We start from the raw sequence: 25,843 nt of genomic DNA, 5'->3' as shown, positions 1-25,843 counted from the left end.
TTCTCCTTATTTGTTGAATAGATGATGGTAGAAGCCCTGCGCCTTCATTAACTCTTGATGACTACCAACTTCAATGATTTTCCCTTGGTCAAGAACAATGACACGGTTAGTCCGCTCGGCTATACTGAGACGATGGGCTACAAAGAGAATGGTTTTATCAGTTAGGGACATAAGATTATCTATAACCTTTTTCTCAGTCAAAACATCGAGAGCACTAGTAGCTTCATCTAGTATTAAAACAGGAGATTTAGTTAAAAGAGCACGAGCGAGAGCAATTCGTTGCTTCTGTCCTCCTGACAGCCCTGCTCCATCAGAAAGTTGAGTTTGATAGCCCATAGGCATTCTTTCAATATCTTGACGGATTTCAGCTAATTCGCAAGCTTTTAGAATATCTTCTTGGCTAATCATACTATTACCGCCCAAGGTTAAGTTTTCCAAGATAGAGCCATTAAAGATATAGGCTTGTTGGGGCAAGTAATTAATATGACGTCGCAAGATTTTTTTATCAATATTTTTAATATCCTGATGATTGATGGTAATCTGTCCTTTGTAAGGGTCAAAGAAGTTGACAATCATTTTGGCTAGAGTTGTTTTACCAGAACCACTAACTCCAACTAGGCTAACCTTATCACCCTCTTTAATCGTTAGATTGATATCTGTTAAGGTATCTCGCCCAAAACCATACTTATAAGAAAGGTCATCAAATTCAATATCGCCCATCAAAAAATTTGAATGAACAGGATTTTCTTGAACTTGAAATTCAGATTCGACTAAGTAGACCTCGTTCAAGCGGTTATTAGCAACCTTCGCAGATTGGAGTTTAGTTTGTAGGTTGATAATATTTTCCATAGGAGTTGTAAAGTAAGAAAGAAGTGTATTAAAGGTAATCAGCTGACCGATAGAAATCTTACTCGACATGACTAATTGAGCACCAAACCATAGGATAAAGATATTAAGAACTAACTTTGTTCCTTGCTTTAAATTAGTTTGTAAAATAGAATATTTAGTAAGTTTAAAGGATTTTTCCAAATAATCGACAAATTCACTGTCAATATTTTGGTAGCGATTTTCTTCACTTGTGAGTGACTTGATGGTTTCGATCCCGTTGATATCTTCGATAATGGCAGAACTAACCATAGAATTACTTTGCATGACATCATGGTTCATTTTTTCAAAAGGCTTCATAAAAGAAAAGATGATAAATATGTAAATAGGGATGGAAATAAGAGAAAGAAGAAAGAGGTTAGGATTTTGTGCTAGTAAGACGCTCCCTACAAGGATCAGAATGGAAACATCAAGAAGAAGAGAGAGAATGGTAGAAGCTAAGGCATCTATAATAGAGTTGGCATCTGTGAAGCGTGAAATGATTTCTCCTGTACGACGTGTCGCAAAGAAAGACATAGGAAGTTCAAAGATATGGCGAATATAGGCCAAAATTACATCAATGCTTAATCTCTGACTCAGAACAGTTAGGAGATAATCTCTGGAGAAGCTCATGGCTTGTTGGAGGATATAGGTGATAATTAGACCAATTGAGATAATTCCTAAAGTTGATTTCATCTGATTTGGAATGTACTCATCCAAGATTCCTTGGAGATAATAAGAACCACCGATATTGATAATAGTGACTAATAAGCTTGAAAGAACAATGTAAGCAATGAGAGATTTTTGTTTGAAAATCAGAGGGAGGAAGCTCAGTAGACCATTCTTTTTATCTTTATGGGGTTGATAGCTGGGTTTGGGAGCTAGAAAAATAGCTACTCCAGTCCATTCAGAGAAAAAGCGTTCTTTTGACATTTTTGTGATTTTTACAGAAGGGTCAGGATCACCAACAATCAGATAGTCTTTCTTTGTTTGATAGACAACATAGTAATGTTGGAGTTTCCCTTCTTTGTTAACGTGAACGATAAATGGATAGGGGACATCGCTCATATCAAAGAGCATTTTATCTGCTTGAACAGGCCTTGTTTCAAAGCCCATTTCATCAGCGGCTTTTACAATGCCAAGAGCAGTCGTCCCTTCTTTATTGGTCTTTGCAAGTTCTCTCAAGTGAGCTAGAGAAAAATCTGAACCATAGAATTTAGCAATCGAGGCTAAGGCAGCGACACCACAGTCTCTAGCATCTATTTGAGGAACAAATGTACGTTTATAAGAAGTCATTGGCAATTCCCTTCATATAATATGATGAGTTTATTATGCCATAATAATAAGTTCATATTTTGTGAAATCTTGAATTGTCATTGAAACTTCCTGAATGGTAAAAAATGATTAGAAATTATCTTTTTTTAAAAAATTTAGCGGTAGTTTCAAATGAAAAGCTAATTCAAGACGATTCGATGACAATTCAAGATTTGGATGAAAAATTTTAAAAAACAGTGATATACTAAACTTGTCAAGGTTGCAACAAGACAAAAATTAAAAATAAAAAAGGAGTATTTGTCATGAATCTAAAAATGATGGAACAATTTGAGATTATGGATACTGAGATGCTTGCGAGTAAAGTAGGAGGAAAAACAATATATTACGGTAATGGTTTATATTGTGATAACTCTAAAGGTTGCTGGGTAAACTGGCCTGAAGCTATAAATAAAATTCTTACTAATTCTATTGTTAATGGATTTTCAGGTGGGAATGCAGGTTGGAATTCGGGTGGACCTCTATAATGAGAGGGTTAAAGTGGTTTTCTGGTGGGGTTGAAAGACGCCGTGAAGCTATCATCATATTAGAAGAACTTATTCAAAATATAAAATGTGATTCTCAACTCCTCCCTTTGAAAGATATATTGATTTCTTACGAATGTGAATTAAAGAAAGGAAGTATATCGATTCCTTATACCCTGAGTCGAATGAACATTGAAATTTCAAATGTATTAATTGAAAATGCACTACATTTATCTGAAATTCAGTCTAATCAGATAAAAAAATTAAGAGAATTATCTAATATTAGATATGGATACTAGGATATAGTATAGGTGATATGTTAATTATAGTTTATGTATTTCTAATATTTTTATTGTGACTCTGAATTTGAGTGAAAAAAATTAAAACAGTGTTATACTAAACTTGTCATGGTTGCAACAGGACAAAAAACTTCATTAAAAAGGTGGGTGTTTTCGAAATACTTACCTTTTTAATGAAGTTTTTGCAATTCAAGATGTTTTGATGACCATTTAAGATTTAGATGAATTTGTAATTTTAAATAAGGTAAGATAAAGATAACAAATGTAAAGGAGTATTCTTATGAAGAAACAAAAGATAAAATCGCTATTACTTGTACCACTTGTATTTGCATCTATTACTACAGGTGCTGTATATGCAGAAGAACAGACTACTTCATCTATCCAGGCTAATGATAGTTCTGTTGTGGCACCAGATTTGCAATCGGCTAAGGAAAATGTGGAGCATAAACCTGCTGTTGTAACCCCAGAAGAGTATGAGAAGAATGTTGCGGACTTTAAAAAGATAGATATTGAAGCTGTTCGTCAATCTTTTACCGGGGACCAATTGGAACATACTATATATTTTGGTAGAAAAACATGCTCTCATTGTCGTCAATTTTCTCCTGAATTGAAAGAATTTAATAACCTGATTGAAAAGAAGTTAGAGTATTATGATTTGGATGGTAAAGATTTTGACGGGGAAGCGAGAGAGTTTCTATTTAAAAAAGTCGGTATTCCAGGAACACCAACAATTTTGTATTTAAGAAATGGACATCCGATATCTGGATGGGTTGGTGGCGGAGCAACTGCACAACAGGTGTATGATTATATGTACTCGAGAAACTCACCTAAACAAACGGAGACAGTGGCATCTTCTGAGGATACAGTAACTGGAAGTGCCCGGGATGATAAAACAGGAGAGGTGAAGAATTCAAAGGAAAATTTGACTAATAACAGTGATAACAGAGAGCCATTGAAGGATAATATTCCTCCTTCTGACACTATAACTGTTCAGTCTGAAGATTTGGTAATGATAGATAAGAAGAAGCGAGGGGAGTCATCTCAGACGATTTCTGAAAATACTGAGAAGTTACAAACTCCTTTATCCAAGGTTGAGGGGAATGATTCTCCCTCCAAAACCAGTCATTTGAGTAAACAATTACTACCTAATACAGGAGTGGAAGAAAGTTACCAACTGATTCGGCTAGCTGTCGCGTTTTTTATGGCTTCTATAATGATTAAAGTGAAACAAAAAATTCATAAATAAAAATAGATGGTAAACAGGTGCAATGATATTATTTGTTTGTAATAACATATGACTAGAATTTTCCTATAGACAAGAGTGAAAGGGCAAGTATGTTTTTAATGCTTGCTTTTTAAATTTTTTAACAATTCAAGACGTTTCGATGACAATTCAAGATTTGGATGAAAAAAATTAATAAACGATGATATACTAAACTTGTCAAAGTTGCAACAGGACAAAAAATTAAAAATAAAAAAAGGAGTATTTGTCATGAATACAAAAATGATGGAACAATTTGAAATTATGGATACTGAAATGCTTGCTTGTATAGAGGGTGGGGATGTATCTGGTATTTATAGAGGGTATGCTTATCAGGACAGTCCATTTGGTCCTTACCCTTCTATATTAAAAAATTCAGGTCCTTTCCCAGTAAGTGGGTACTGCCCGCGTGGTTATCGTGACCTTGGTTATATAGGAGCAGGTTTTCATTTATGTGGAATATAGGCTGAAATATAAGAAATGAGGAAGAATTTCTATGAAAAAGTATCAGCTTCTATTCAAAACAAGTGCAATTTTATCCTACCTATTTTTCGTATTTGGTCTTTCTCAGCTGACGCTTATCGTCCAAAACTATTGGCAATTTTCTTCTCAGATAGGCAATTTATTCTGGATTCAAAATATCTTGAGTTTACTTTTTATTGGAGTCATGATTGTGGTTCTTGTTAAGACAGGCCATGGTTATCTCTTCCGCATTCCAAGAAAAAAATGGCTTTGGTATTCGATTTTGACAGTATTAGTGGTAGTGTTCCAGATCTCTTTTAACGTTCAGACAGCTAAACATGTTCAGTCAACTGCGGAAGGTTGGGCTGTATTGATTGGTTATAGTGGGACTAACTTTGCAGAGCTAGGTATTTATATAGCCCTGTTCTTTCTGGTTCCACTGATGGAAGAGTTAATCTATAGAGGATTACTGCAACATGCTTTCTTTAAGCATTCGCGATTTGGTCTTGATTTGCTTCTTCCTTCTATTTTATTTGCTCTCCCTCATTTTTCAAGCCTGCCTAGTCTGTTAGATATCTTCGTCTTTGCAACAGTTGGAATCATCTTTGCTGGTTTGACCCGCTATACCAAGAGCATTTATCCATCCTATGCGGTGCATGTTATCAATAATATCGTAGCGACATTACCATTTTTGCTGACTTTTTTACACAGGATATTTAGCTAAAAATAGTAGATTAAAAATAATTATCGATTATAAGAAGTGAATAATAGAATTTAATATTATTCACTTCTTATTAGTTGATTGGGAAGATTGTGCTCTTTGAGTAATTCAAGACATTTCGATGACAATTCAAGATTTGGATGAAAAAAATTAATAAACAGTGATATACTAAACTTGTCAAAGTTGCAACAGGAAAAAAATTAAAAATAAAAAGGAGTATTCATCATGAATACAAAAATGATGTCACAGTTAGAGGTTATGGATACTGAAATGCTGGCTAGCATTGAGGGAGGAACTGATTGGGGAACAGTAGGAAAAGGAGCTGTCTATGGAGCAGGTATCGGAGTTGCTATGTGTACGGTAGGAGGACTCCTTACTGGTGGTTCCGCATGGGCTATGACTGCTGGCTGTGCTTGGGCTGGAGCTAAACTTGGTGGTGCTTTTACTGCAATTGCTGATAATATTTGGCCATAGAAGGGAGTAGAAATTATGTTTGATTACAAAATAGTAGACAATCAAGAATTAAGTAATATTTATGGAGGTGGATTGGGAGGAGATGTAGTTGTAGGAGCCTTGTCGGGTGCATTTCAGGCAGGACAATCTTGTATTGCTGGAGGCCCTCAAGCTTACTTGATTTGCGCAACAGGGGGCGCTATAGTAGGTGGCATTATAGCTTTTGGATTGAGACCCCCAAAATAGTTTAAAAAAGGAATGGGTGTTAATATGTTAAATGGGACTATGATTCAGCTTATACTCATTGCAATTTGTTGTGTGTACATTATTTTTAACACCAAGGCTGATAAAAACCCAAAGAGAGGATATCGTACAGCTTTGTACCTTTTCGTTATGGCTGGTATTATATCCTATATTATGAATTATCTGAATTGGTTAGATTTTTTCTTACTGATAACTCCGATAATGTGTCTATTTAAATTTGAAGATAAATGGAGTTAGCAACATTTGACACTTCAATAGGTTATTAACTATCCTTTGGCTCATTGTCAACTGTAGTGAGTTGAAGAAAAGCTAAGATCGAGAAAGGACTAATTTCGTCCTTTCTTTTTTGAGTACGACGGGCATGACGTTTATTTGATGTGTAAGTCCTCCGTGTGCACCCGCTACCGGTGAATTCAATAGCGATTCTCAAGCCTGACTATCGTGAGGTAGCGGGGAGAAGAAGGCATAGCGAAATCGTGGCTTAAAGAACAGTAGTAAGACACGTTTAGAGGATAAAGTGGCTTCACACTCTAAAGCACAAATAGGTATACCTAATCCATATATTTAAATCACGAGAGTGTACGAGAAAAGATGTACGACTTATCTATTGATGTGAGGTTCTGATGAGAGCTGAAAGCATGGTAACAACGAATCATGAGAAGTTAGTCAATCCTATAGTAGTCAGGAAAATTCTATATTGGAAGTGGAGCGAAAGGTGAACAATTGAAAGTAGAATTGTCTGTTTTGATTATTTGTTTGATAGGATGGTAGTATGAAAATATAAATGGTGACTATTCAGATCTATTTAATTTGTGCAGCTGGTGGGGGCGGCAGTTTCGGTTTTATGGCCACATTAGAGGATTTGATTGGTATATAGAGTTATTAATCCAGGTATTTCTTTGAGTTTATACTCTCTATGCTGTATAGGAATACATCATGTATAAACACTTATTTTTCCTAGATTCAAAAACCTTAGACTGGTTGACACCCTATATTCTAGTCTTGGCTTCTGATATCATTGCCTTTAATGTTTTTGTGTTAACCTTTGTATCTGCGGCGGTCTTTTCTTCCCTGAATCCCATGTTAGCTTTTATGGCTATATTCTTAGGAGCTGGTTATGTTATCGGATTTTGGTTACTAAAATGGTTTGTTTTGGAAAGACTAGAGCTAAAGGATGACTTGTAGGAAAGTTTGTTTGTTGAGGAGGATAGCTTTATGGCCATTTTCAATAAGTGTCATGCCTTATTTTTGGGATTTTTACTATTTGCAATCCTTGGTGCAGCGAGTTATTCCATTAATCAAGGGGATTATTTTCAACACCAGTACACATTCATTATTATAAAAAGTTTCTTGCTTTTCCTTAGTTTTGGATATGCGAGATGGTTTGATATGATTTCTCTTGGGATTTTAAGCAAGAAACAACTCTTGCTGTTCATTGGAATCTTTCTTCTCACGGTGCTGGTAAATATAGGCTATCATGCTTTTTTCTCAGTTGCTTCTGGTGCCTCGGCTCAACACCTTGAGGAAACGAGTAAAGGACTTCCGCTTTCCTTTATTGTAAGTGTTACAGTTTTGGGACCAATCCAAGAGGAACTCATGTTCAGAGGACTTCTTCAGGGGGCTATATTTGAAAATTCTTGGTTAGGGCTTGTACTGACTTCCTCTCTCTTTTCTTTCATGCATGAACCTTATGATGTGCCTTCGTTTTTCTATTATCTACTTGGGAGCTTGTTGCTGGGCTTTGCTTACAAAAAGAGCCAAAATTTGTGGGTTTCTACTCTAGTCCACATGTCTTACAACAGTTTGCCACTTTTAACTTATTTCTAAAAATCATGAAAAGGTAAGCAGACGATGATGCTTGCTTTTTTTAGCTATAATGATAGCCTGAGCCAATTGAGATGCTTTTCTTTGAGAATCAGGTGTGGAGCGGTTGACGAATAGACAAAAAACTAGTAGAATAGTAAGGAAACTTTATACGGAGGAAAGAAATGGACTTGGGTGATAATGAGCTAACGCTGACCCCGATACCAGGGAAGAGCGGCAAGGCTTATATGGGAAGCTACCCTGATGGGAAGCGCGTCTTTGTAAAAATGAACACCTCTCCAATCCTACCTGGCCTAGCCAGAGAACAAATCGCTCCTCAATTACTATGGACTCGTCGTTTAGCGGATGGTCGTGATATGTGTGCCCAAGAATGGTTGACTGGCAAAATCTTGACTCCCTACGATATGAATCGCAAACAAATCATTACAATCTTGAACCGTCTCCACCGCTCGCGTCCCTTGATGAAGCAGTTGAGTCGTTTGGGATATACCATGGAAAAACCAGTTGATTTGTTGCGTTCTTGGCAACAAGAAGTACCAGAAATCTTGCAACAGAATCACTACTTAAATAGTGTGATTGCTGAACTAGGTAAGACGGTTCCAGGCTTTAGGGAAGATCATGCAACGATTGTGCATGGAGACCTTCGCCATAGTAATTGGATTGAGACTGAGAGTGGGCTTGTTTATCTAGTGGATTGGGATTCGGTTCGTCTGACGGATCGTATGTTTGATGTGGCGCATCTGCTATGCCACTACATTCCAGATCATCAGTGGCGTCAATGGTTGAGAGACTACGGCTATAAGTACAATCAGACGGTGTTAGATAAATTGTATTGGTATGGTCAGTATTCTTACTTGAACCAGATTGCCAAATACTGTGAAAACCAAGATTTAGACAATGTAAACCGGGAGATTTATGCCTTGCGTGTCTTCCGTGACAAGTATGGAAAGAAAAGATGAGAGTTAGAAATCGTAAAGGGGCGACAGAGTTACTAGAGGCTAATCCCCAGTATGTGGTCCTCAATCCCTTAGAGGCTAAAGGGAAATGGCGAGACTTGTTTGGAAATGATCATCCGATTCATGTTGAGGTTGGAAGTGGAAAAGGAGCCTTCGTATCAGGAATGGCCAAACAAAACCCTGACATCAATTACATCGGGATTGACATCCAAAAGTCGGTATTAAGTTATGCCTTGGACAAGGTATTAGAAGTTGGAGTTCCTAATATCAAGTTGTTGTGGGTAGATGGTTCGGATTTGACGGACTACTTTGAAGACGGTGAGATTGATCGTCTCTACCTAAACTTTTCAGATCCTTGGCCTAAAAAACGTCATGAAAAACGCCGTCTGACCTACAAGAGTTTCTTGGACACCTTCAAGCGCATCTTGCCTGAGAATGGTGAAATCCATTTCAAGACAGACAATCGTGGCTTGTTTGAGTACAGCTTGGTGAGTTTTTCTCAGTATGGGATGAAACTGAACGGAGTTTGGTTGGACTTACATGCCAGTGATTTTGAAGGCAATGTCATGACAGAATATGAGCAAAAATTCTCCAACAAGGGTCAAGTAATCTACCGAGTTGAGGCAGAATTTTAAGAAATAGCTTAAAAACCAGCCGTTTGAGTGCTTATACTTTACATAAATTGACAAACGTGCTATACTGATAGTAAGAATATGAGAAAGAGAGGCGGGGAAATATCTTCGCCTCTTGCTTATGAGGAGGTGGACGCAATCGCAACAATCGTAGAATTAGTTAGAGAAGTTGTAGAACCTGTCATCCAAGCGCCTTTCGAGCTTGTGGATATCGAGTATGGAAAGATTGGCAGTGACATGATTCTCAGTATTTTTGTAGACAAACCTGAAGGAATTACCTTGAACGACACGGCAGACCTGACAGAAATTATCAGTCCTGTCCTAGACACTATCAAGCCCGATCCCTTCCCAGAACAATATTTCCTAGAAATCACCAGTCCAGGCTTGGAACGTCCCTTGAAAACCAAGGATGCCGTCGCTGGAGCTGTTGGGAAATACATCCATGTCGGGCTCTATCAAGCCATCGATAAGCAAAAGGTTTTTGAAGGAACCTTGTTGTCCTTTGAAGAGGAGGAGTTGACTGTGGAGTATATGGACAAGACGCGTAAGAAAACCGTCCAAATTCCATACAGTTTAGTATCAAAAGCACGTTTAGCAGTAAAATTATAGAAAAGAAAGGATAGCTTTTGAGGATTCAAAAGTGAAGAAAACATGAGTAAAGAAATGCTAGAGGCCTTCCGCATTTTGGAAGAAGACAAGGGAATCAAAAAAGAAGACATCATCGACGCAGTAGTAGAGTCGCTTCGTTCCGCTTATCGCAGACGTTATGGTCAATCTGATAGCGTAGCCATCGACTTTAACGAAAAAACAGGTGACTTTACAGTTTATACTGTCCGTGAAGTTGTAGATGAAGTATTTGATAGCCGTTTGGAAATCAGTTTAAAAGATGCTCTTGCCATTAATTCAGCCTATGAGCTTGGTGACAAAATCAAATTTGAAGAAGCACCAGCTGAGTTTGGTCGTGTAGCAGCCCAATCTGCTAAACAAACCATCATGGAAAAAATGCGTAAGCAAACGCGTGCCATCACTTACAATACTTATAAAGAACATGAACAAGAAATCATGTCTGGTACAGTAGAACGTTTTGACAACCGTTTCATCTATGTTAACTTAGGTAGTATCGAAGCTCAATTGTCCAAACAAGACCAAATCCCTGGAGAGGTGTTTGCTTCCCATGACCGTATTGAGGTTTACGTTTATAAAGTTGAAGACAACCCTCGTGGTGTCAACGTCTTTGTTAGCCGTAGCCATCCAGAAATGATCAAACGCTTGATGGAGCAAGAAATTCCAGAAGTTTACGATGGAACTGTTGAAATCATGAGCGTAGCCCGCGAAGCTGGTGACCGTACGAAAGTTGCCGTTCGTAGCCACAATCCAAACGTGGACGCTATCGGGACAATCGTTGGACGTGGTGGTGCCAACATCAAGAAAATCACCAGCAAATTCCACCCTGCTCGTTACGATGCCAAGAGCGATCGCATGATTCCTGTCGAAGAAAACATTGACGTTATCGAGTGGGTAGCGGATCCAGCTGAGTTTATCTACAATGCCATTGCACCTGCAGAGGTTGACCAAGTTATCTTTGATGAAAATGACAGCAAACGTGCCTTGGTCGTTGTACCTGATAACAAGCTTTCTCTTGCCATCGGTCGTCGTGGACAAAACGTTCGCTTGGCAGCTCACTTGACGGGTTACCGTATCGATATCAAGTCTGCCAGTGAGTTTGAAGCTATGGAAGAAGCAGGTCAAGTTGATTACGCAGTTGCAGATGAATTGATCGAAGAATAAAAGCTGCTAGAGGAGGGAAAGATGAAAACAAGAAAAATCCCTTTGCGCAAGTCTGTTGTATCTAACGAAGTGATTGACAAGCGTGATTTGCTCCGCATTGTCAAGAACAAAGAAGGAGAGATCTTTATCGATCCGACAGGCAAGGCCAATGGCCGTGGCGCTTATATCAAGCTAGACAATGCAGAAGCCCTAGAGGCCAAAAAGAAGAAAGTCTTTAACCGCAGCTTTAACATGGAAGTTGAAGAAAGCTTTTATGACGAGTTGATCGCTTATGTGGATCACAAAGTGAAAAGAAGAGAGTTAGGACTTGAATAAGCAAAAGATAAGCAATCTCTTGGGTCTTGCTCAACGAGCAGGCAGGATCATATCGGGTGAGGAATTAGTGGTCAAGGCCATCCAAGACCAGAAAGCCAAGCTAGTCTTTCTAGCCCATGATGCTGGTCCCAATCTAACCAAGAAGATTCAAGATAAAAGTGACTATTATCAAGTAGAAGTTATAACCGTGTTTTCAACACTGGAATTAAGCATAGCAGTCGGGAAATCGAGAAAGGTTTTGGCTGTGACAGATGCTGGATTTACAAAGAAAATGAGGTCTCTTATGGAATAGAAGAGGAGGACATGATTTGTCTAAGAAAAGATTGTACGAAATCGCAAAAGAACTTGGAAAAGAAAGTAAAGAAGTTGTAGCGCGTGCAAAAGAGTTGGGCTTGGATGTAAAAAGCCACTCATCGAGCGTGGAAGCTGCTGCTGCTGAGCAAATCGCAGCTAGCTTTAAACCTGCACCTGCTCCTAAGGCAGAAGCAAAACCTGTAGCAGCAAAAGCAAGTGTAGAAAAGAAAGTTGAAAAGTCTGCATCAGCTAAACCAGTTGTCGCTAAGGAAGAAAGCAAACCAGCTACACCTGTAGCTCCTAAGGAAGAAAAAGTAGTGGCTGCAAGACCACAAAGTCGAAACTTCAAGGCGGAGCGTGAGGCGCGTGCCAAAGAGCAGGCAGAGCGACGCAAACAAAACAAGGGCAACAACCGTGACCAACAACAAAACGGCAACCGTCAGAAAAACGACGGCCGTAATGGTGGCAAACCTGGTCAAGGAAACCGCGACAATCGCCGTTTTAACGACCAAGGGAAGAAACCACAAGGTCAAGGAAATCGTGGCAATGATCGCCGTCAGCAACAAGACTTCCAGCCAAAACCAGCTGGGCCACGTGTTGACTTTAAAGCCCGTGCAGCAGCTCTAAAAGCAGAGCAAAATGCAGAGTACGCACGCTCAAGCGAGGAGCGCTTCAAACAATCGCAAGCTGCCAAAGAAGCCTTGGCTCAAGCTAATAAACGCAAGGAACCTGAGGAAATCTTTGAGGAAGCTGCTAAGTTAGCTGAACAAACGCAGCCAGCCGTAGCAGTAGCTCCTGTAGCTAAAGAAGCGCCAGTGGATACACGTCGTAAAAAACAAGCTCGACCAGACAAAGAACGTGACGATTATGATCACGAAGAAGATGGTCCTAGAAAACAACAAAAGAATCGAAGTAGTCAGAATCAAGTGAGAAATCAAAGAAATAGTAACTGGAATAACAACAAAAAGAATAAAAAAGGCAACAAGCAAAATAACCGCAATCAGGCACCAAAACCTGTTACAGAACGTAAGTTCCACGAATTGCCAACAGAATTTGAATATACAGATGGTATGACTGTTGCGGAAATCGCAAAACGTATCAAGCGTGAGCCAGCTGAAATCGTTAAGAAACTCTTTATGATGGGTGTTATGGCCACACAAAACCAATCTTTGGATGGTGACACCATTGAACTCCTATTGGTAGATTATGGTATCGAAGCCAAACAAAAGGTTGAAGTGGACAATGCGGACATCGAACGTTTCTTCGTCGAAGATGGTTATCTCAATGAAGATGAATTGGTTGAGCGTCCACCAGTTGTGACTATCATGGGGCACGTTGACCATGGTAAAACAACCCTTCTAGATACCCTTCGTAACTCTCGTGTTGCAACAGGAGAAGCAGGTGGTATCACTCAGCATATCGGTGCCTACCAAATCGTTGAAAATGGCAAGAAGATTACCTTCCTTGATACACCAGGACACGCGGCCTTTACATCGATGCGTGCGCGTGGTGCATCTGTTACCGATATTACTATCTTGGTTGTAGCGGCCGACGATGGGGTTATGCCTCAGACTATCGAAGCCATCAACCACTCAAAAGCAGCCAACGTTCCAATCATCGTAGCTATCAACAAGATTGATAAACCAGGTGCCAACCCAGAACGCGTTATCGGTGAATTGGCAGAGCATGGGGTTATGTCAACAGCTTGGGGTGGTGATTCTGAATTTGTTGAAATCTCAGCTAAATTCAACCAAAATATCGATGAACTCTTGGAAACAGTCCTTCTTGTGGCTGAAATCCAAGAACTCAAGGCAGATCCAACAGTGCGTGCTATCGGTACGGTTATCGAAGCTCGTTTGGATAAAGGAAAAGGTGCGGTCGCAACTCTTCTTGTGCAACAAGGTACTCTGAATGTGCAAGACCCTATCGTTGTCGGAAATACCTTCGGTCGTGTCCGTGCCATGACCAATGACCTTGGTCGTCGTGTCAAGGTGGCAGGACCATCAACACCAGTTTCTATCACAGGTTTGAACGAAGCACCAATGGCGGGTGACCATTTTGCCGTTTACGAAGATGAAAAATCTGCGCGTGCAGCAGGTGAAGAACGTGCCAAACGTGCCCTTATGAAACAACGTCAAGCTACCCAACGTGTCAGCCTTGAAAACCTCTTCGATACGCTTAAAGCGGGTGAACTCAAGTCTGTTAACGTTATCATCAAGGCCGACGTACAAGGTTCTGTTGAAGCCCTTTCTGCCTCACTTCAAAAGATCGATGTAGAAGGTGTAAAAGTTACCATCGTTCACTCAGCAGTCGGTGCTATCAACGAATCTGACGTGACTCTTGCGGAAGCTTCAAATGCCTTTATCATCGGTTTCAACGTCCGCCCTACGCCACAAGCTCGTCAACAAGCAGATGCTGACGATGTCGAAATCCGTCTCCACAGCATTATCTATAAGGTTATCGAAGAGATGGAAGAAGCCATGAAAGGGATGTTGGATCCTGAATTTGAAGAAAAAATCATCGGTGAAGCTCTTATCCGTGAAACCTTTAAGGTGTCTAAAGTGGGAACTATCGGTGGATTTATGGTTATCAACGGTAAGGTTACCCGTGATTCTAAAGTTCGTGTAATCCGTGACGGTGTTGTTATCTATGACGGTGAACTCGCAAGCTTGAAACACTACAAAGACGACGTGAAAGAAGTTACGAACGGTCGTGAAGGTGGATTGATGATTGAGGGCTACAATGATATCAAGATGGATGATGTGATTGAGGCTTATATCATGGAAGAAATTAAGAGATAAGATTTTTGCTCCTTTCTTAGGTGGTGAGGGACGCAAGCAAACCAATGGTTTCATTACTTATTTTTGAGCCTAGTGTCTCAAAAATCCCCTGTGATGGGACTGATAAATCAGTTCCATCACTTTCACCACAGCGAAAGAAGCGGATGAGTTCAAATTGCACTTCGTTTCAATTTGAGCTGAAAATCAATAAATTTAAAAATAGCTAGGTCTGCTGGCCTAGCTTTTGGTTCAAAGTAGAGAAAGGAATATCATGGCAAATCATTTCCGTACGGATCGTGTGGGCATGGAAATCAAGCGTGAAGTCAATGAGATTTTGCAAAAGAAGGTCCGTGATCCGCGTGTCCAAGGTGTGACCATCACAGATGTTCAGATGCTGGGAGATTTGTCTGTTGCCAAGGTTTACTACACCATTTTGAGTAACCTTGCTTCGGATAACCAAAAAGTTCAAATCGGGCTTGAGAAAGCAACTGGTACCATCAAACGTGAACTTGGTCGCAATTTGAAATTGTACAAAATCCCAGATTTGACCTTCGTCAAAGACGAATCCATCGAATATGGAAACAAGATTGACGAGATGTTACGCAATCTGGATAAGAACTAATACTCTTCGAAAATCAAATTCAAACCATGTCAGCGTCGCCATACCGTAGGTATGGTTACTGACTTCGTCAGTTCTATCCACAACCTCAAAACACTGTTTTGAGCAACCTGCGGCTAGCTTCCTAGTTTGCTCTTTGATTTTCATTGAGTATAAGAAAGAGGGGCAACCCTCTTTTTTGTTGCCAGAGTATGATCATTGCTATTTGACGATATATCTATCTGATAAAAATCAGTTTAAAAAATTTGTAAATTTCAAATAGTATGATATGATAAAGCTTGATATAAATGAAAAACGGAGAGACATATGGCTAAACAAGATATAGCTATGCAAGTGCTGCAACAAGTGGTAAAATTACCCGTAGTCAAAGTTGATCGAGAGAAATTTTTAGTAGAAAAGTTTTCAAAGGAATTAGACCGTAAGGATATTGCAACCTTATTAGAACAAGGGCCGACTTCTTTGTTGCCTCAGGAAAGCTTGGACCGAGTGGCAAAGGCCTGTATTAAGGACAATGTCCTGTTAGCCAGTGGAACATCGGTTTTGGCAGGTTTACCTGGAGGGATTCTCATGACGATCACTATCCCGACAGACGTAGCTCAGTTTTATGGTTTTTCATTGAAATTAGCTCAAGAACTAGGGTATATTTACGGATTTGATGATCTCTGGGCATCGCGCAATGAGTTAAGCGAGGAAGCTAAAAACACGCTTTTACTGTATCTCGGTGTGATGCTGGGAGTAAATGGTGCAGGTGCCCTACTTCGATCAGGCGGTGTGACAGTAGCCAAACAAGTCATAAAAGTAGTGAACAAGAAAGCTTTGACAAAGACCCTCTGGTATCCTATTTTAGAAAAAGTTTTGAAAATTTTTGGTGTTAATCTGACAAAAGGAGGCTTAGCTAAAGGGATGGGGAAAGTGATTCCTATCTTAGGCGGAGTCATTTCTGGCGGCTTAACCTTTGCGACCATGAAGCCGATGGGAGAAAGATTGCAACAGGAATTGTCCAAGCTAGTCAACTACAATGAAGTGCAATATCAAAGAGACGTTGATACTATCCGAAAAGAGGTCGAAATCATCGAAGGAGAGTAACATGGGTCTCATAAAAATGTTAGTTAAAACTTACGGGAATTACTTTTTTACGATGCAGGGTTTAAAAGTGATGAAAACAATGAAAAAAGATGACAATCTTGTTGTTGGTCTAGGGAAGTTATTTCTTGTAGATAAGTTAATGGATACGGCTCACTGGCTCGCAAAACCAGATGATAAGGAATAACTTGAAATGAAAGAAACTAGCAGGAACTCCGCTGCTAGTTTTTTAATCTCTTCCCATATGGTATAATATAAGCAGTAAAATCATTTTAGAACATACATGGAGGTCGTCATGGACAATATCATCGATGTGTCAATTCCCGTTGCAGAAGTGGTGGACAAGCATCCAGAAGTCTTGGAAATTCTAGTAGAGCTCGGTTTTAAACCACTTGCCAATCCCTTGATGCGCAATACTGTTGGGCGCAAGGTATCGCTCAAACAGGGCTCTAAGCTTGAAGGAACTCCTATGGACAAGATTGTCCGCACACTGGAAGCGAATGGCTACGAAGTGATTGGATTAGACTAATGGCAGATGAACGGATTCATGTCCTACGGGATATTTTGTTAGAATTGCATAATGGCGCCTCTCCTGAATCAGTTCAGGAGCGCTTTGATGCGACCTTTACAGGTGTTTCAGCTATCGAGATTTCTCTCATGGAGCACGAGCTGATGAACTCAGACTCAGGTGTCACCTTTGAAGATGTCATGGAACTCTGTGATGTTCATGCTAATCTTTTTAAAAATGCTGTTAAGGGTGTCGAAGTAGAGGATACCGAGCATCCTGGCCACCCAGTTCGAATCTTCAAGGATGAAAATCTGGCTCTCCGTGCTGCCTTGATTCGCATTCGGAGATTGTTAGATACCTATGAGTCTATGGAAGACGAGGAAATGCTTGCGGAGATGCGTAAGGGTTTGGTCCGTCAAATGGGGCTTTTGGGCCAATTTGATATTCACTATCAGCGCAAGGAAGAGCTCTTTTTCCCCATCATGGAGCGCTATGGACACGATTCACCTCCTAAAGTTATGTGGGGGGTGGATGACCAGATCAGAGAACTCTTTCAGACAGCTCTAGCGACGGCTAAGGAACTACCAGAAGTGTCGATTAGTAGTGTAAAAGAAGATTTCGAAGCTTTTGCGACAGAGTTTGAAAGTATGATTTTCAAGGAGGAGTCTATCCTCCTCATGATTCTCCTTGAGTCTTTCACTCAGGATGACTGGCTTCAGATTGCGGAGGAGAGCGATGCCTACGGCTATGCCATCATTCGTCCGTCCGAGAAATGGGTGCCAGAACGTCAGAGTTTTGTTGAGGAAAAGAGTGCAGAGGAGCCCGTGCAGCTAGACACGGCTGAAGGCCAAGTGCAGCAAGTTATCGATACACCAGAAGGTCAGTTCACCATTACCTTTACCCCTAAGGAGAAGGAAGAAGTGTTGGACCGCCATAGTCAACAGGCTTTTGGCAATGGCTATCTCTCGGTCGAGCAGGCCAACCTCATCCTCAACCACCTTCCCATGGAGATTACCTTTGTCAATAAAGACGATATTTTCCAGTATTACAATGATAATGCGCCAGCTGATGAGATGATTTTCAAACGGACGCCGTCCCAAGTCGGACGCAATGTTGAACTCTGCCATCCGCCAAAATATTTGGAGAAAGTCAAAGCTATCATGCAAGGTCTTCGTGAAGGAGTCAAGGACAAGTATGAAATGTGGTTCAATTCTGAGTCGCGAGGCAAGTTTGTCCACATCACCTACGCTGCAGTACACGATGAGAACGGGGAATTTCAAGGCGTGCTAGAGTATGTTCAGGACATTCAGCCCTACCGTGAGATTGATACGGACTACTTCCGTGGATTAGAATAAGGAGAATCAATGAGTTACGAACAAGAATTTATGAAGGAATTTGAGGCCTGGGTCAATACCCAGATCATGATCAACGACATGGCGCACAAGGAAAGTCAGAAGGTTTACGAAGAAGACCAAGACGAGCGTGCCAAAGATGCCATGATTCGCTACGAAAGCCGCTTGGATGCCTACCAGTTCTTGCTGGGTAAGTTTGAAAATTTCAAGGCAGGCAAGGGATTCCATGATCTGCCAGAGGGCTTGTTTGGTGAGCGAAACTATTAAAATTCAGATACTTTCTTGATTTTTTCCCAAAATCTTGATAGAATATCTTTATTAAATCCTTGTCAGAGCAGGGATTTTTTATTGAAAGGATTTTATCATGTCAAAGAAACTCCAACGTAAAAAACAATTGCGAAATAGCCTTCGTCGCTCAGGTGCATTTTCAAGTACGGTGACCAAAGTTGTCGAAGAGACCAAGAAAGTTGTGAAACACGCAGAAAAGTCTGCCAGCGAAGCAGGAAAAGTTGTCTCTAAAAAAGTGGAACAAGCAGTAGAAGCGACTAAGGAACAAGCTCAAAAAGTAGCCAATTCTGTAGAAGATTTCGCAGCTACTTTGGGTGGTCTCTCAGTAGATCGCGCGAAGACTTTCTATGATGAAGGCATCAAGTCAGCTTCTGACTTCAAAAACTGGACTGAAAAAGAACTCCTTGCCTTGAAGGGAATCGGTCCAGCTACGATTAAGAAATTAAAAGAACACGGAATCAGCTTCAAGTAATCTTTCTTGAGCCTTGCATTTCCGTGAAAAACTTGTTACAATAAAGCCATTAGAGGTGTTTTGAATCCCACATTTTACAGAAAGTGGCGGTGCTGAGAAGTCCACAAATGTGTCAGAACTGGTTGCTGATGTTTAAAATGAAATAAAAGTGTCTTTGTATATCCTTCAAAGACAAGAGTTGCGGGCTTTGCCCGAAATTGGGTGGTACCGCGGATAACACATTCGTCCCTGTCATTTAGATGGCAGGGGCATTTTTTTATGGGAAGCGAGGGTTGAAGATGGAGCAAGCACAATTACCAGAACGATTAGAAACCGAACGGCTAGTGTTACGAGTCCGTACAGTGGATGATGCAGTGGATATCTTTGACTATGCCAGTAGGCCAGAAGTCTCTTATCCAGCAGGCTTTCCGCCCGTCAAGACCTTGGAAGATGAGATTTATTATCTAGAGCATATTCTGCCCGAGCGTAATGAAAAGAACAATCTCCCAGCGGGCTATGGAATTGTCGTCAAAGGGACGGATAAAATCGTTGGCTCTGTTGATTTCAATCATCGCCATGAAGATGATGTGCTGGAGATTGGCTATATCTTGCATCCAGACTATTGGGGCTTAGGATATGTGCCAGAAGCAGCGCGTACCTTGATTGACCTAGGCTTTCAAGAATTGGGTCTTCACAAGATTGAGATGACTTGCTTTGGCTACAATGTCCAAAGTCAACGAGTCACTGAGAAACTTGGCTTTACCTTAGAAGCTCGAATCCGAGACCGCAAAGATGCTCAGGGAAATCGCTGTGACAGTCTGATATATGGCTTGCTGAGGAGTGAGTGGGAGTGTTTAAACTGTTAGTTGAACTATTCGAGAAAATCGAACAGTTGGGATGTATTGAAGAATTTCGAAAGGGAGGTGAGAAGATTGGAAACAAGCCAGATTATTACTCTAATTAGTGGGGCTGGTCTAGGGGCTATCTTGAGTGCGATTCTAGTTTTTGCTAATAATAGTAAAAGAAATCAACTTGATTATATTACTAAAGAACGCTCTGAATGGAGAAAAAGCATAAAGTTGATAATTGTTGATTTGCTAAATGGAGAAAATAGGGAGTCTGCAGTAAATAGTCTTAGAACACAAATCAATCCATATGGCTATTGTAGAAATATTAAATATACTAATGAGTATTACATGAAAGATGGACATATTTGGGATCTTTTAAATGATTTTGATTACTCAGAAGAAAAATCGCAAAAACTCATTCAGTATCTAAGGTTACTCTTGAAATATGATTGGGAACGTTCAAAAAATGAGGTTAGAATTAATAATAATTTCTTATGGAATTTTTTAAGATGGGGATTGATAATTCTAAACTTAATAATGTTATTTTGGGCGGGAAATGTGAATAATGAAGTAAATATGTATTTATCATTATTTTCAGTTATTCTTTTATTTTTGCAACCGTCCCTAATAAAATTGCTATCTAAACTCAATTCTGATTCGCCTAAAGAAAAAACTATTTTAATACTAACCTTCTTAGTAGGGTTTGTATCGCCTTATCTTTATTCACTTTATTTAACAATCATTTTATTAAATTTTTATAATCTGATTAAAGTGAATTTGCTAGTAGACATTCTGCCAGTAATCTTAGTGTTAGTTATAATTTCTTCAGAAATTTTTTTCCTTTATCAAATTTTTGATATAGATCATAAATATATTTCTCAAATAAAAAAGATAGAAAAAAATAGGACTGATTTAGAGTTAAAATATTACGAAATTTACAATTTAAATTATAGATTGAAACAAAAATTATGGGATATAAAGTATAATATAACAAAAGAAGATGTTAATAAACTAAAAAAAGAACAGATAAAAATACGCAAGAAACTAAATAAGAAATTAAAATAGAAGCTATTTAGGAAACTAATAATTAAGGAGCACACACATGTCTAAAGAACTTTCACCTAAATACAATCCAGCCGAGGTTGAGGCTGGTCGTTACCAAAAATGGCTTGATGCCGATGTTTTCAAGCCTTCAGGAGATCAAAAAGCTAAGCCTTATTCAATCGTGATTCCACCACCAAACGTGACTGGTAAACTTCACCTTGGTCACGCTTGGGATACAACTTTACAGGATATCATCATCCGTCAAAAACGTATGCAAGGTTTTGATACGCTTTGGCTTCCAGGGATGGATCATGCTGGGATTGCCACTCAAGCTAAAGTTGAGGAGCGCTTGCGTGGTGAAGGCATTTCCCGCTATGACCTCGGTCGTGAGTCTTTCTTGACGAAAGTCTGGGAATGGAAAGACGAGTATGCCACTACCATCAAGGAACAATGGGGCAAGATGGGTCTCTCTGTAGACTACTCTCGCGAGCGTTTCACCCTTGACGAAGGCTTGTCAAAAGCTGTTCGCAAGGTTTTTGTCGAACTTTACAAGAAAGGCTGGATCTACCGTGGTGAGTTTATCATCAACTGGGACCCAGCAGCTCGCACAGCCCTTTCTGATATCGAGGTCATTCATAAGGATGTCGAAGGTGCCTTCTACCACATGAACTACATGCTGGAAGATGGCTCACGCGCCCTTGAAGTTGCGACAACTCGTCCTGAGACCATGTTTGGGGACGTTGCGGTTGCGGTCAATCCAGAAGACCCGCGCTACAAGGACTTGATTGGTAAAAATGTTATCCTTCCTATCGCTAATAAATTGATTCCAATCGTTGGAGATGAACACGCAGATCCTGAGTTTGGTACTGGTGTCGTGAAAATCACTCCTGCCCACGATCCAAACGACTTCTTGGTCGGTCAACGTCACAACTTGCCACAAGTCAACGTCATGAACGATGACGGAACTATGAACGACTTGGCCTTCGAATTTGCAGGCATGGACCGTTTTGAAGCTCGTAAGGCAGTCGTTGCTAAGTTGGAAGAAATCGGCGCCCTCGTTAAAATCGAAAAACGTGTCCACAGCGTTGGTCACTCAGAGCGTACAGGTGTGGTGGTTGAGCCACGCTTGTCTACTCAATGGTTTGTCAAGATGGACCAATTGGCTAAGAATGCCATTGCAAACCAAGACACAGAGGACAAGGTAGAATTCTACCCACCTCGTTTCAACGATACCTTCCTTCAATGGATGGAAAATGTCCATGACTGGGTAATCTCTCGTCAGCTCTGGTGGGGTCACCAAATCCCTGCTTGGTACAATGCTGAGGGTGAAATGTACGTCGGTGAGGAAGCTCCAGAAGGTGACGGTTGGACTCAGGACGAAGACGTCTTGGATACCTGGTTCAGTTCGGCCCTTTGGCCATTTTCAACCATGGGCTGGCCTGATGTCGACTCAGAAGACTTCAAACGTTACTTCCCAACTTCAACCTTGGTAACAGGTTACGATATCATCTTCTTCTGGGTGTCTCGTATGATCTTCCAATCTCTGGAATTCACTGGCCGTCAGCCATTCCAAAACGTGCTTATCCACGGTCTCATCCGTGACGAGCAAGGACGCAAGATGTCGAAATCTCTCGGTAACGGGATTGACCCAATGGATGTCATCGAGAAATACGGTGCCGATGCCCTTCGTTGGTTCCTTTCAAACGGTTCTGCACCAGGGCAAGACGTCCGCTTCTCTTATGAGAAAATGGATGCTTCTTGGAACTTCATTAACAAGATCTGGAACATCTCTCGCTACATCCTCATGAACAATGAGGGTTTGACCCTTGACCAAGCAACTGCCAATGTGGAAAAAGTTGTTAACAAGGAAGCCGGAAACGTTACTGACCGCTGGATTCTCCACAACCTCAATGAAACGATCGGCAAAGTCACTGAAAACTTTGATAAGTTTGAGTTTGGTGTAGCTGGCCACATCCTCTACAACTTCATCTGGGATGAGTTTGCGGACTGGTACGTTGAGTTGACCAAGGAAGTTCTTTATAGCGATAACGAAGAAGAGAAAGTCATCACACGTTCTGTTCTCCTTTACACTTTGGACAAGATCCTTCGTCTCCTCCACCCAATCATGCCATTTGTGACAGAAGAAATCTTTGGACAAATCTCAGAAGGTTCTATCGTTACAGCAGCATACCCAACTGTCAACCCAGCCTTTGAAGACCTTGCGGCCCACACAGGTGTCGAAAGCCTCAAAGACTTGATTCGTGCCGTTCGGAATGCGCGTGCCGAAGTAAACGTTGCACCAAGCAAGCCAATCACCATTCTTGTTAAGACAAGCGATAGCGGCTTGGAAACCTTCTTTAACAGTAATGTCAACTACATCAAACGCTTCACAAATCCAGAACACTTGGAAATCGCATCAACCATCCCTGCACCTGAGCTCGCTATGTCAAGTGTCATCACAGGAGCAGAAATCTACTTGCCACTGGCAGACCTCCTCAATGTCGAAGAAGAACTGGCTCGTCTCGACAAGGAACTAGCTAAATGGCAAAAAGAACTGGATATGGTCGGCAAGAAGCTCTCTAACGAACGCTTCGTAGCCAATGCCAAACCAGAAGTCGTCCAAAAAGAACGCGACAAACAAGCCGACTACCAAGCCAAGTACGATGCGACCGTCGCACGTATTGATGAGATGAAGAAGTTGGTGAAATAAGGTTTTAATAATTATGAAAACGTTAGCAAATGCTAACGTTTTTTGCTATAATGAAGTAAAACTTGGTTATTAGAGGGTAATGTGTATGATAGATAAATTGGTAAATATTTCTAAAAAGTCATTTCATAATTTCTCGTTTGATGAAAACTTGCGTAAATGTAATATTTTTTTTGGAACAAATGGGAGTGGTAAATCGTCATTATCAAACTGGATTTCAGAAAATCATGAGTCAGTAAAAAGATTTGATACGGATTATGTATTAGATAATGTTTATACAGTTGATTCACTATCTGGAATCAAACTATTAGTTGGTGCTAATAGAATTGGTATTGAAGAAGCAATTGAAAATATCAAGAATGCAAACCTCTATTTAGTTCAGTATAATCAGAACATAGATAAGCAGATTGAAGATTATAAAAATGAAGTATTTGAATTTATGGCTTATAATCTTTCTGAAGCTCGTGAACTTTTTAGAATGACCCGACAAATTAATCAGAAGCGAAATGCAAAGATAAATCCAATTGATGCTCTAAAAGCATGGGAAAATGATATTATTGATGCAGATTTTTCAAAAATAAGTTCTAGTGATTCAATTGAGTTGGAATTAACCAATCTAAAAAAAGAAAAAAGTGAAATTACGTTTGATACGAGTAGAAAAATAGATATTATTCTTACTGAAATTCAAAATATATTCACACAGAAAATAATTAAGCCAGATTTTCAAATTACAAAAAATTTATCTGAATGGTTGAAGGAAGGGTTACATTTACATAATGATGGTATAAACCAATGTAAGTTTTGTGGTAATCATTTTGATTATGAAAAAGTTCATGATAGCATTCAAGAAAAAATACAATCTCAATATTCTAAAGCAGTTGAAAGTTTAGAAAGAAATAAAATATTACTTGAAGGAATAAAAAATGACTTGTTTAGTCAACCTGAGCATATCATTGATGATAGGTTTGAGATTTTGAACTCAAATATATCAGAAATTATCAATAACATAGATGAAAAAATTGAAAATCCTTCTTTAGTTTTACCGTATACATTTGAAATTGAAGAAAATTATAACAAAGTAATTTGTAATATAAAGGCGGAGATAGGTAATCTTGATAAAGAGATATTTAAACAAGAGGCTCTATTAGATGAAATTGAAAATGTTGCAAAGTCTTGGGTCGCTCAAAAAATATTAGAGCGATATCCTATTGATGAAGTTAGTGAACAACTCCAAAAGTATGAGGAACAACAAAGAGCTAATGAACGATATATTGAAGAGAATAAACAGTGGATTCAGGAAGTTGAGCCAGCAGGGAATTTACAGCCATTTGCAGACTTACTCAATGATGAATTTAGAGTTATTGGGATGAATATAAAATGTCAAATTGATGGAAATCATTATTTGTTAAAGCATAGAACTGACCCTTCAATAATTATTAGTACGAAAGATTTAAGTGAAGGGGAGAGGCGTTTATTAGGTTTTTTACATTTTTATTATGATTTATATTTAGATCCTGGAAAAAGTTTAAAAAATAATGTTGAATACGTTATTTTTGATGACCCTATTACTAGCCTAGACTCAGATAATAGGTATTTTTTGACAGAGTTGATAAATAAAATAATAAAAAAATTGACATCAATGAATGCTCAGGTATTTATTTTAACTCATTCTTCAATTGATTTTCATAATTTTGGCTTTGGTTTCAATAATAACTCACTTTTAAAAGCATTAATCTATAAAGATGAGCATGGAAACAGTAATATTCGAAAAGTTGAACCTCATGAGAGTAAAAATTTTAGTGATTACTACAGAGCTAATTTCAAAACAATATATGATTTTGCTAAAACAAGTAATAGTAAACTTAGCACAGTTGACAATTGTGTGAGATTTGCAAATATGGGAAGACTGATTTTAGAATCACATGCAAGAAGTAATTATAGGTTAGAGTATGCAACCTCATCTGCAATAACTCAATTAATGAAATTTTATAATATTTCAGAAGAGAAAGAAGAGGAATTTCAAGGAATGTTAGATGTGATAAATAGCCTATCACATGGTTTATCGTTTTATGACATAGATATAAATCAGATTTCCCCTCGTGAAATTAGAGATGCTATTAGAAAACTCATATCAATTATGTTTAGTTATGACAAAAATCATGTAATTGCAATGATTGGATTAGCTGATGATAGTAAAACTTTAGCAGAGATTGAATCTTGGTAACTATTCTATA

General features: G+C 39.4%; 28 protein-coding genes. 27 read left to right on the top strand and 1 reads right to left on the bottom strand.

The window, feature by feature from the left end:
* Positions 1–6: 6 nt before the first annotated feature.
* Complete coding sequence (gene blpA / locus HMPREF8571_RS09980) at positions 7–2,160, bottom strand: peptide cleavage/export ABC transporter BlpA (RefSeq protein ID WP_000205149.1); 2,154 nt, start codon at positions 2,158–2,160, stop codon at positions 7–9.
* Between the two features lie 281 nt (positions 2,161–2,441).
* On the opposite strand from blpA, the gene HMPREF8571_RS09975 reads away from it, so the two are divergent.
* The 27 genes from HMPREF8571_RS09975 (at position 2,442) to HMPREF8571_RS09840 (ending at position 25,833) form a co-directional block, all read left to right on the top strand.
* Positions 2,442–2,663, top strand: coding sequence for a leucocin A/sakacin P family class II bacteriocin (locus HMPREF8571_RS09975; protein WP_001049877.1), 222 nt, complete (start codon positions 2,442–2,444; stop codon positions 2,661–2,663).
* On the top strand, positions 2,663–2,959 hold the full coding sequence (locus tag HMPREF8571_RS09970) for a bacteriocin immunity protein (protein ID WP_001214680.1): 297 nt from the start codon (positions 2,663–2,665) through the stop codon (positions 2,957–2,959). Before HMPREF8571_RS09975 ends, HMPREF8571_RS09970 begins: the two co-directional genes overlap by 1 nt.
* Before the next feature lie 280 nt (positions 2,960–3,239).
* Positions 3,240–4,205, top strand: coding sequence for a thioredoxin domain-containing protein (locus HMPREF8571_RS09965; protein ID WP_000744281.1), 966 nt, complete (start codon positions 3,240–3,242; stop codon positions 4,203–4,205).
* A gap of 246 nt (positions 4,206–4,451) precedes the next feature.
* Positions 4,452–4,685, top strand: coding sequence for a bacteriocin class II family protein (locus HMPREF8571_RS09960; RefSeq protein WP_001093253.1), 234 nt, complete (start codon positions 4,452–4,454; stop codon positions 4,683–4,685).
* Between the two features lie 31 nt (positions 4,686–4,716).
* The gene (locus HMPREF8571_RS09955; RefSeq protein ID WP_000760542.1) at positions 4,717–5,406 is read left to right on the top strand and encodes a CPBP family intramembrane glutamic endopeptidase; all 690 of its coding nucleotides are present in this window, start codon (positions 4,717–4,719) and stop codon (positions 5,404–5,406) included.
* A 222-nt stretch (positions 5,407–5,628) separates the two neighbouring features.
* Positions 5,629–5,877 (top strand): Blp family class II bacteriocin, encoded by a 249-nt coding sequence (locus tag HMPREF8571_RS09950; protein ID WP_001093276.1) that lies wholly within the window; start codon positions 5,629–5,631, stop codon positions 5,875–5,877.
* 15 nt (positions 5,878–5,892) lie between these two features.
* Positions 5,893–6,102 carry a hypothetical protein gene (locus HMPREF8571_RS09945; RefSeq protein WP_000460866.1) on the top strand — a complete coding sequence of 70 codons (210 nt, stop codon included), beginning with the start codon at positions 5,893–5,895 and terminating at the stop codon, positions 6,100–6,102.
* 954 nt (positions 6,103–7,056) lie between these two features.
* A complete protein-coding gene (blpZ, locus tag HMPREF8571_RS09935) occupies positions 7,057–7,305 on the top strand; it encodes an immunity protein BlpZ (protein WP_000276508.1) in 249 nt (82 codons plus the stop codon).
* Positions 7,306–7,335: 30 nt separating this feature from the next.
* Positions 7,336–7,947 carry a CPBP family intramembrane glutamic endopeptidase gene (locus HMPREF8571_RS09930; protein ID WP_000974182.1) on the top strand — a complete coding sequence of 204 codons (612 nt, stop codon included), beginning with the start codon at positions 7,336–7,338 and terminating at the stop codon, positions 7,945–7,947.
* A gap of 161 nt (positions 7,948–8,108) precedes the next feature.
* Positions 8,109–8,903 carry a cell cycle regulator CcrZ gene (ccrZ, locus tag HMPREF8571_RS09925; RefSeq protein WP_000363015.1) on the top strand — a complete coding sequence of 265 codons (795 nt, stop codon included), beginning with the start codon at positions 8,109–8,111 and terminating at the stop codon, positions 8,901–8,903.
* Complete coding sequence (gene trmB, locus HMPREF8571_RS09920; RefSeq protein WP_001266087.1) at positions 8,900–9,535, top strand: tRNA (guanosine(46)-N7)-methyltransferase TrmB; 636 nt, start codon at positions 8,900–8,902, stop codon at positions 9,533–9,535. The genes ccrZ and trmB overlap by 4 nt, the downstream gene beginning before the upstream one ends.
* Positions 9,536–9,661: 126 nt before the next feature.
* A complete protein-coding gene (gene rimP / locus HMPREF8571_RS09915; protein WP_000338694.1) occupies positions 9,662–10,141 on the top strand; it encodes a ribosome maturation factor RimP in 480 nt (159 codons plus the stop codon).
* 42 nt (positions 10,142–10,183) lie between these two features.
* Positions 10,184–11,320: a transcription termination factor NusA gene (gene nusA / locus HMPREF8571_RS09910; protein ID WP_000032280.1), complete on the top strand. Its 1,137-nt coding sequence runs from the start codon at positions 10,184–10,186 to the stop codon at positions 11,318–11,320.
* Positions 11,321–11,341: 21 nt separating this feature from the next.
* On the top strand, positions 11,342–11,635 hold the full coding sequence (gene rnpM / locus HMPREF8571_RS09905) for an RNase P modulator RnpM (RefSeq protein ID WP_000857555.1): 294 nt from the start codon (positions 11,342–11,344) through the stop codon (positions 11,633–11,635).
* Positions 11,628–11,927 carry a YlxQ-related RNA-binding protein gene (locus tag HMPREF8571_RS09900; RefSeq protein WP_001041396.1) on the top strand — a complete coding sequence of 100 codons (300 nt, stop codon included), beginning with the start codon at positions 11,628–11,630 and terminating at the stop codon, positions 11,925–11,927. The genes rnpM and HMPREF8571_RS09900 overlap by 8 nt, the downstream gene beginning before the upstream one ends.
* A gap of 16 nt (positions 11,928–11,943) precedes the next feature.
* Positions 11,944–14,730 carry a translation initiation factor IF-2 gene (gene infB, locus HMPREF8571_RS09895; protein ID WP_000039175.1) on the top strand — a complete coding sequence of 929 codons (2,787 nt, stop codon included), beginning with the start codon at positions 11,944–11,946 and terminating at the stop codon, positions 14,728–14,730.
* Between the two features lie 250 nt (positions 14,731–14,980).
* The gene (gene rbfA, locus HMPREF8571_RS09890) at positions 14,981–15,331 is read left to right on the top strand and encodes a 30S ribosome-binding factor RbfA (RefSeq protein ID WP_001273603.1); all 351 of its coding nucleotides are present in this window, start codon (positions 14,981–14,983) and stop codon (positions 15,329–15,331) included.
* Between the two features lie 303 nt (positions 15,332–15,634).
* Positions 15,635–16,414: a hypothetical protein gene (locus HMPREF8571_RS09885; protein ID WP_001118420.1), complete on the top strand. Its 780-nt coding sequence runs from the start codon at positions 15,635–15,637 to the stop codon at positions 16,412–16,414.
* A 1-nt stretch (position 16,415) separates the two neighbouring features.
* Positions 16,416–16,598 carry a hypothetical protein gene (locus HMPREF8571_RS09880; RefSeq protein ID WP_000522928.1) on the top strand — a complete coding sequence of 61 codons (183 nt, stop codon included), beginning with the start codon at positions 16,416–16,418 and terminating at the stop codon, positions 16,596–16,598.
* A gap of 108 nt (positions 16,599–16,706) precedes the next feature.
* Positions 16,707–16,940, top strand: coding sequence for a DUF1858 domain-containing protein (locus tag HMPREF8571_RS09875; RefSeq protein ID WP_000368739.1), 234 nt, complete (start codon positions 16,707–16,709; stop codon positions 16,938–16,940).
* Positions 16,940–18,274: a DUF438 domain-containing protein gene (locus HMPREF8571_RS09870; protein WP_000752905.1), complete on the top strand. Its 1,335-nt coding sequence runs from the start codon at positions 16,940–16,942 to the stop codon at positions 18,272–18,274. The genes HMPREF8571_RS09875 and HMPREF8571_RS09870 overlap by 1 nt, the downstream gene beginning before the upstream one ends.
* 9 nt (positions 18,275–18,283) lie before the next feature.
* Positions 18,284–18,538 carry a DUF1912 family protein gene (locus HMPREF8571_RS09865; protein WP_000119707.1) on the top strand — a complete coding sequence of 85 codons (255 nt, stop codon included), beginning with the start codon at positions 18,284–18,286 and terminating at the stop codon, positions 18,536–18,538.
* Between the two features lie 97 nt (positions 18,539–18,635).
* Positions 18,636–19,031, top strand: a complete 396-nt coding sequence (locus HMPREF8571_RS09860; protein ID WP_000038700.1) for a helix-hairpin-helix domain-containing protein — start codon at positions 18,636–18,638, stop codon at positions 19,029–19,031.
* Positions 19,032–19,309: 278 nt separating this feature from the next.
* Entirely contained in the window at positions 19,310–19,876 is a 567-nt protein-coding gene (locus HMPREF8571_RS09855) for a GNAT family N-acetyltransferase (protein WP_000434140.1), read from the top strand.
* Between the two features lie 66 nt (positions 19,877–19,942).
* Positions 19,943–20,923, top strand: a complete 981-nt coding sequence (locus HMPREF8571_RS09850) for a hypothetical protein (RefSeq protein ID WP_025168473.1) — start codon at positions 19,943–19,945, stop codon at positions 20,921–20,923.
* Between the two features lie 37 nt (positions 20,924–20,960).
* Positions 20,961–23,612, top strand: a complete 2,652-nt coding sequence (locus HMPREF8571_RS09845) for a valine--tRNA ligase (protein WP_000032165.1) — start codon at positions 20,961–20,963, stop codon at positions 23,610–23,612.
* 85 nt (positions 23,613–23,697) lie between these two features.
* The gene (locus HMPREF8571_RS09840) at positions 23,698–25,833 is read left to right on the top strand and encodes an AAA family ATPase (protein WP_000565863.1); all 2,136 of its coding nucleotides are present in this window, start codon (positions 23,698–23,700) and stop codon (positions 25,831–25,833) included.
* Positions 25,834–25,843 lie beyond the last annotated feature (10 nt).

The sequence above is a fragment of the Streptococcus mitis ATCC 6249 genome (genome assembly GCF_000146585.1).
GTDB classification, from domain to species: Bacteria; Bacillota; Bacilli; order Lactobacillales; family Streptococcaceae; genus Streptococcus; species Streptococcus mitis_AZ.
Note: the sequence above shows the minus strand (reverse complement) of the source record. Positions and strands in the feature narration are given on the sequence as shown.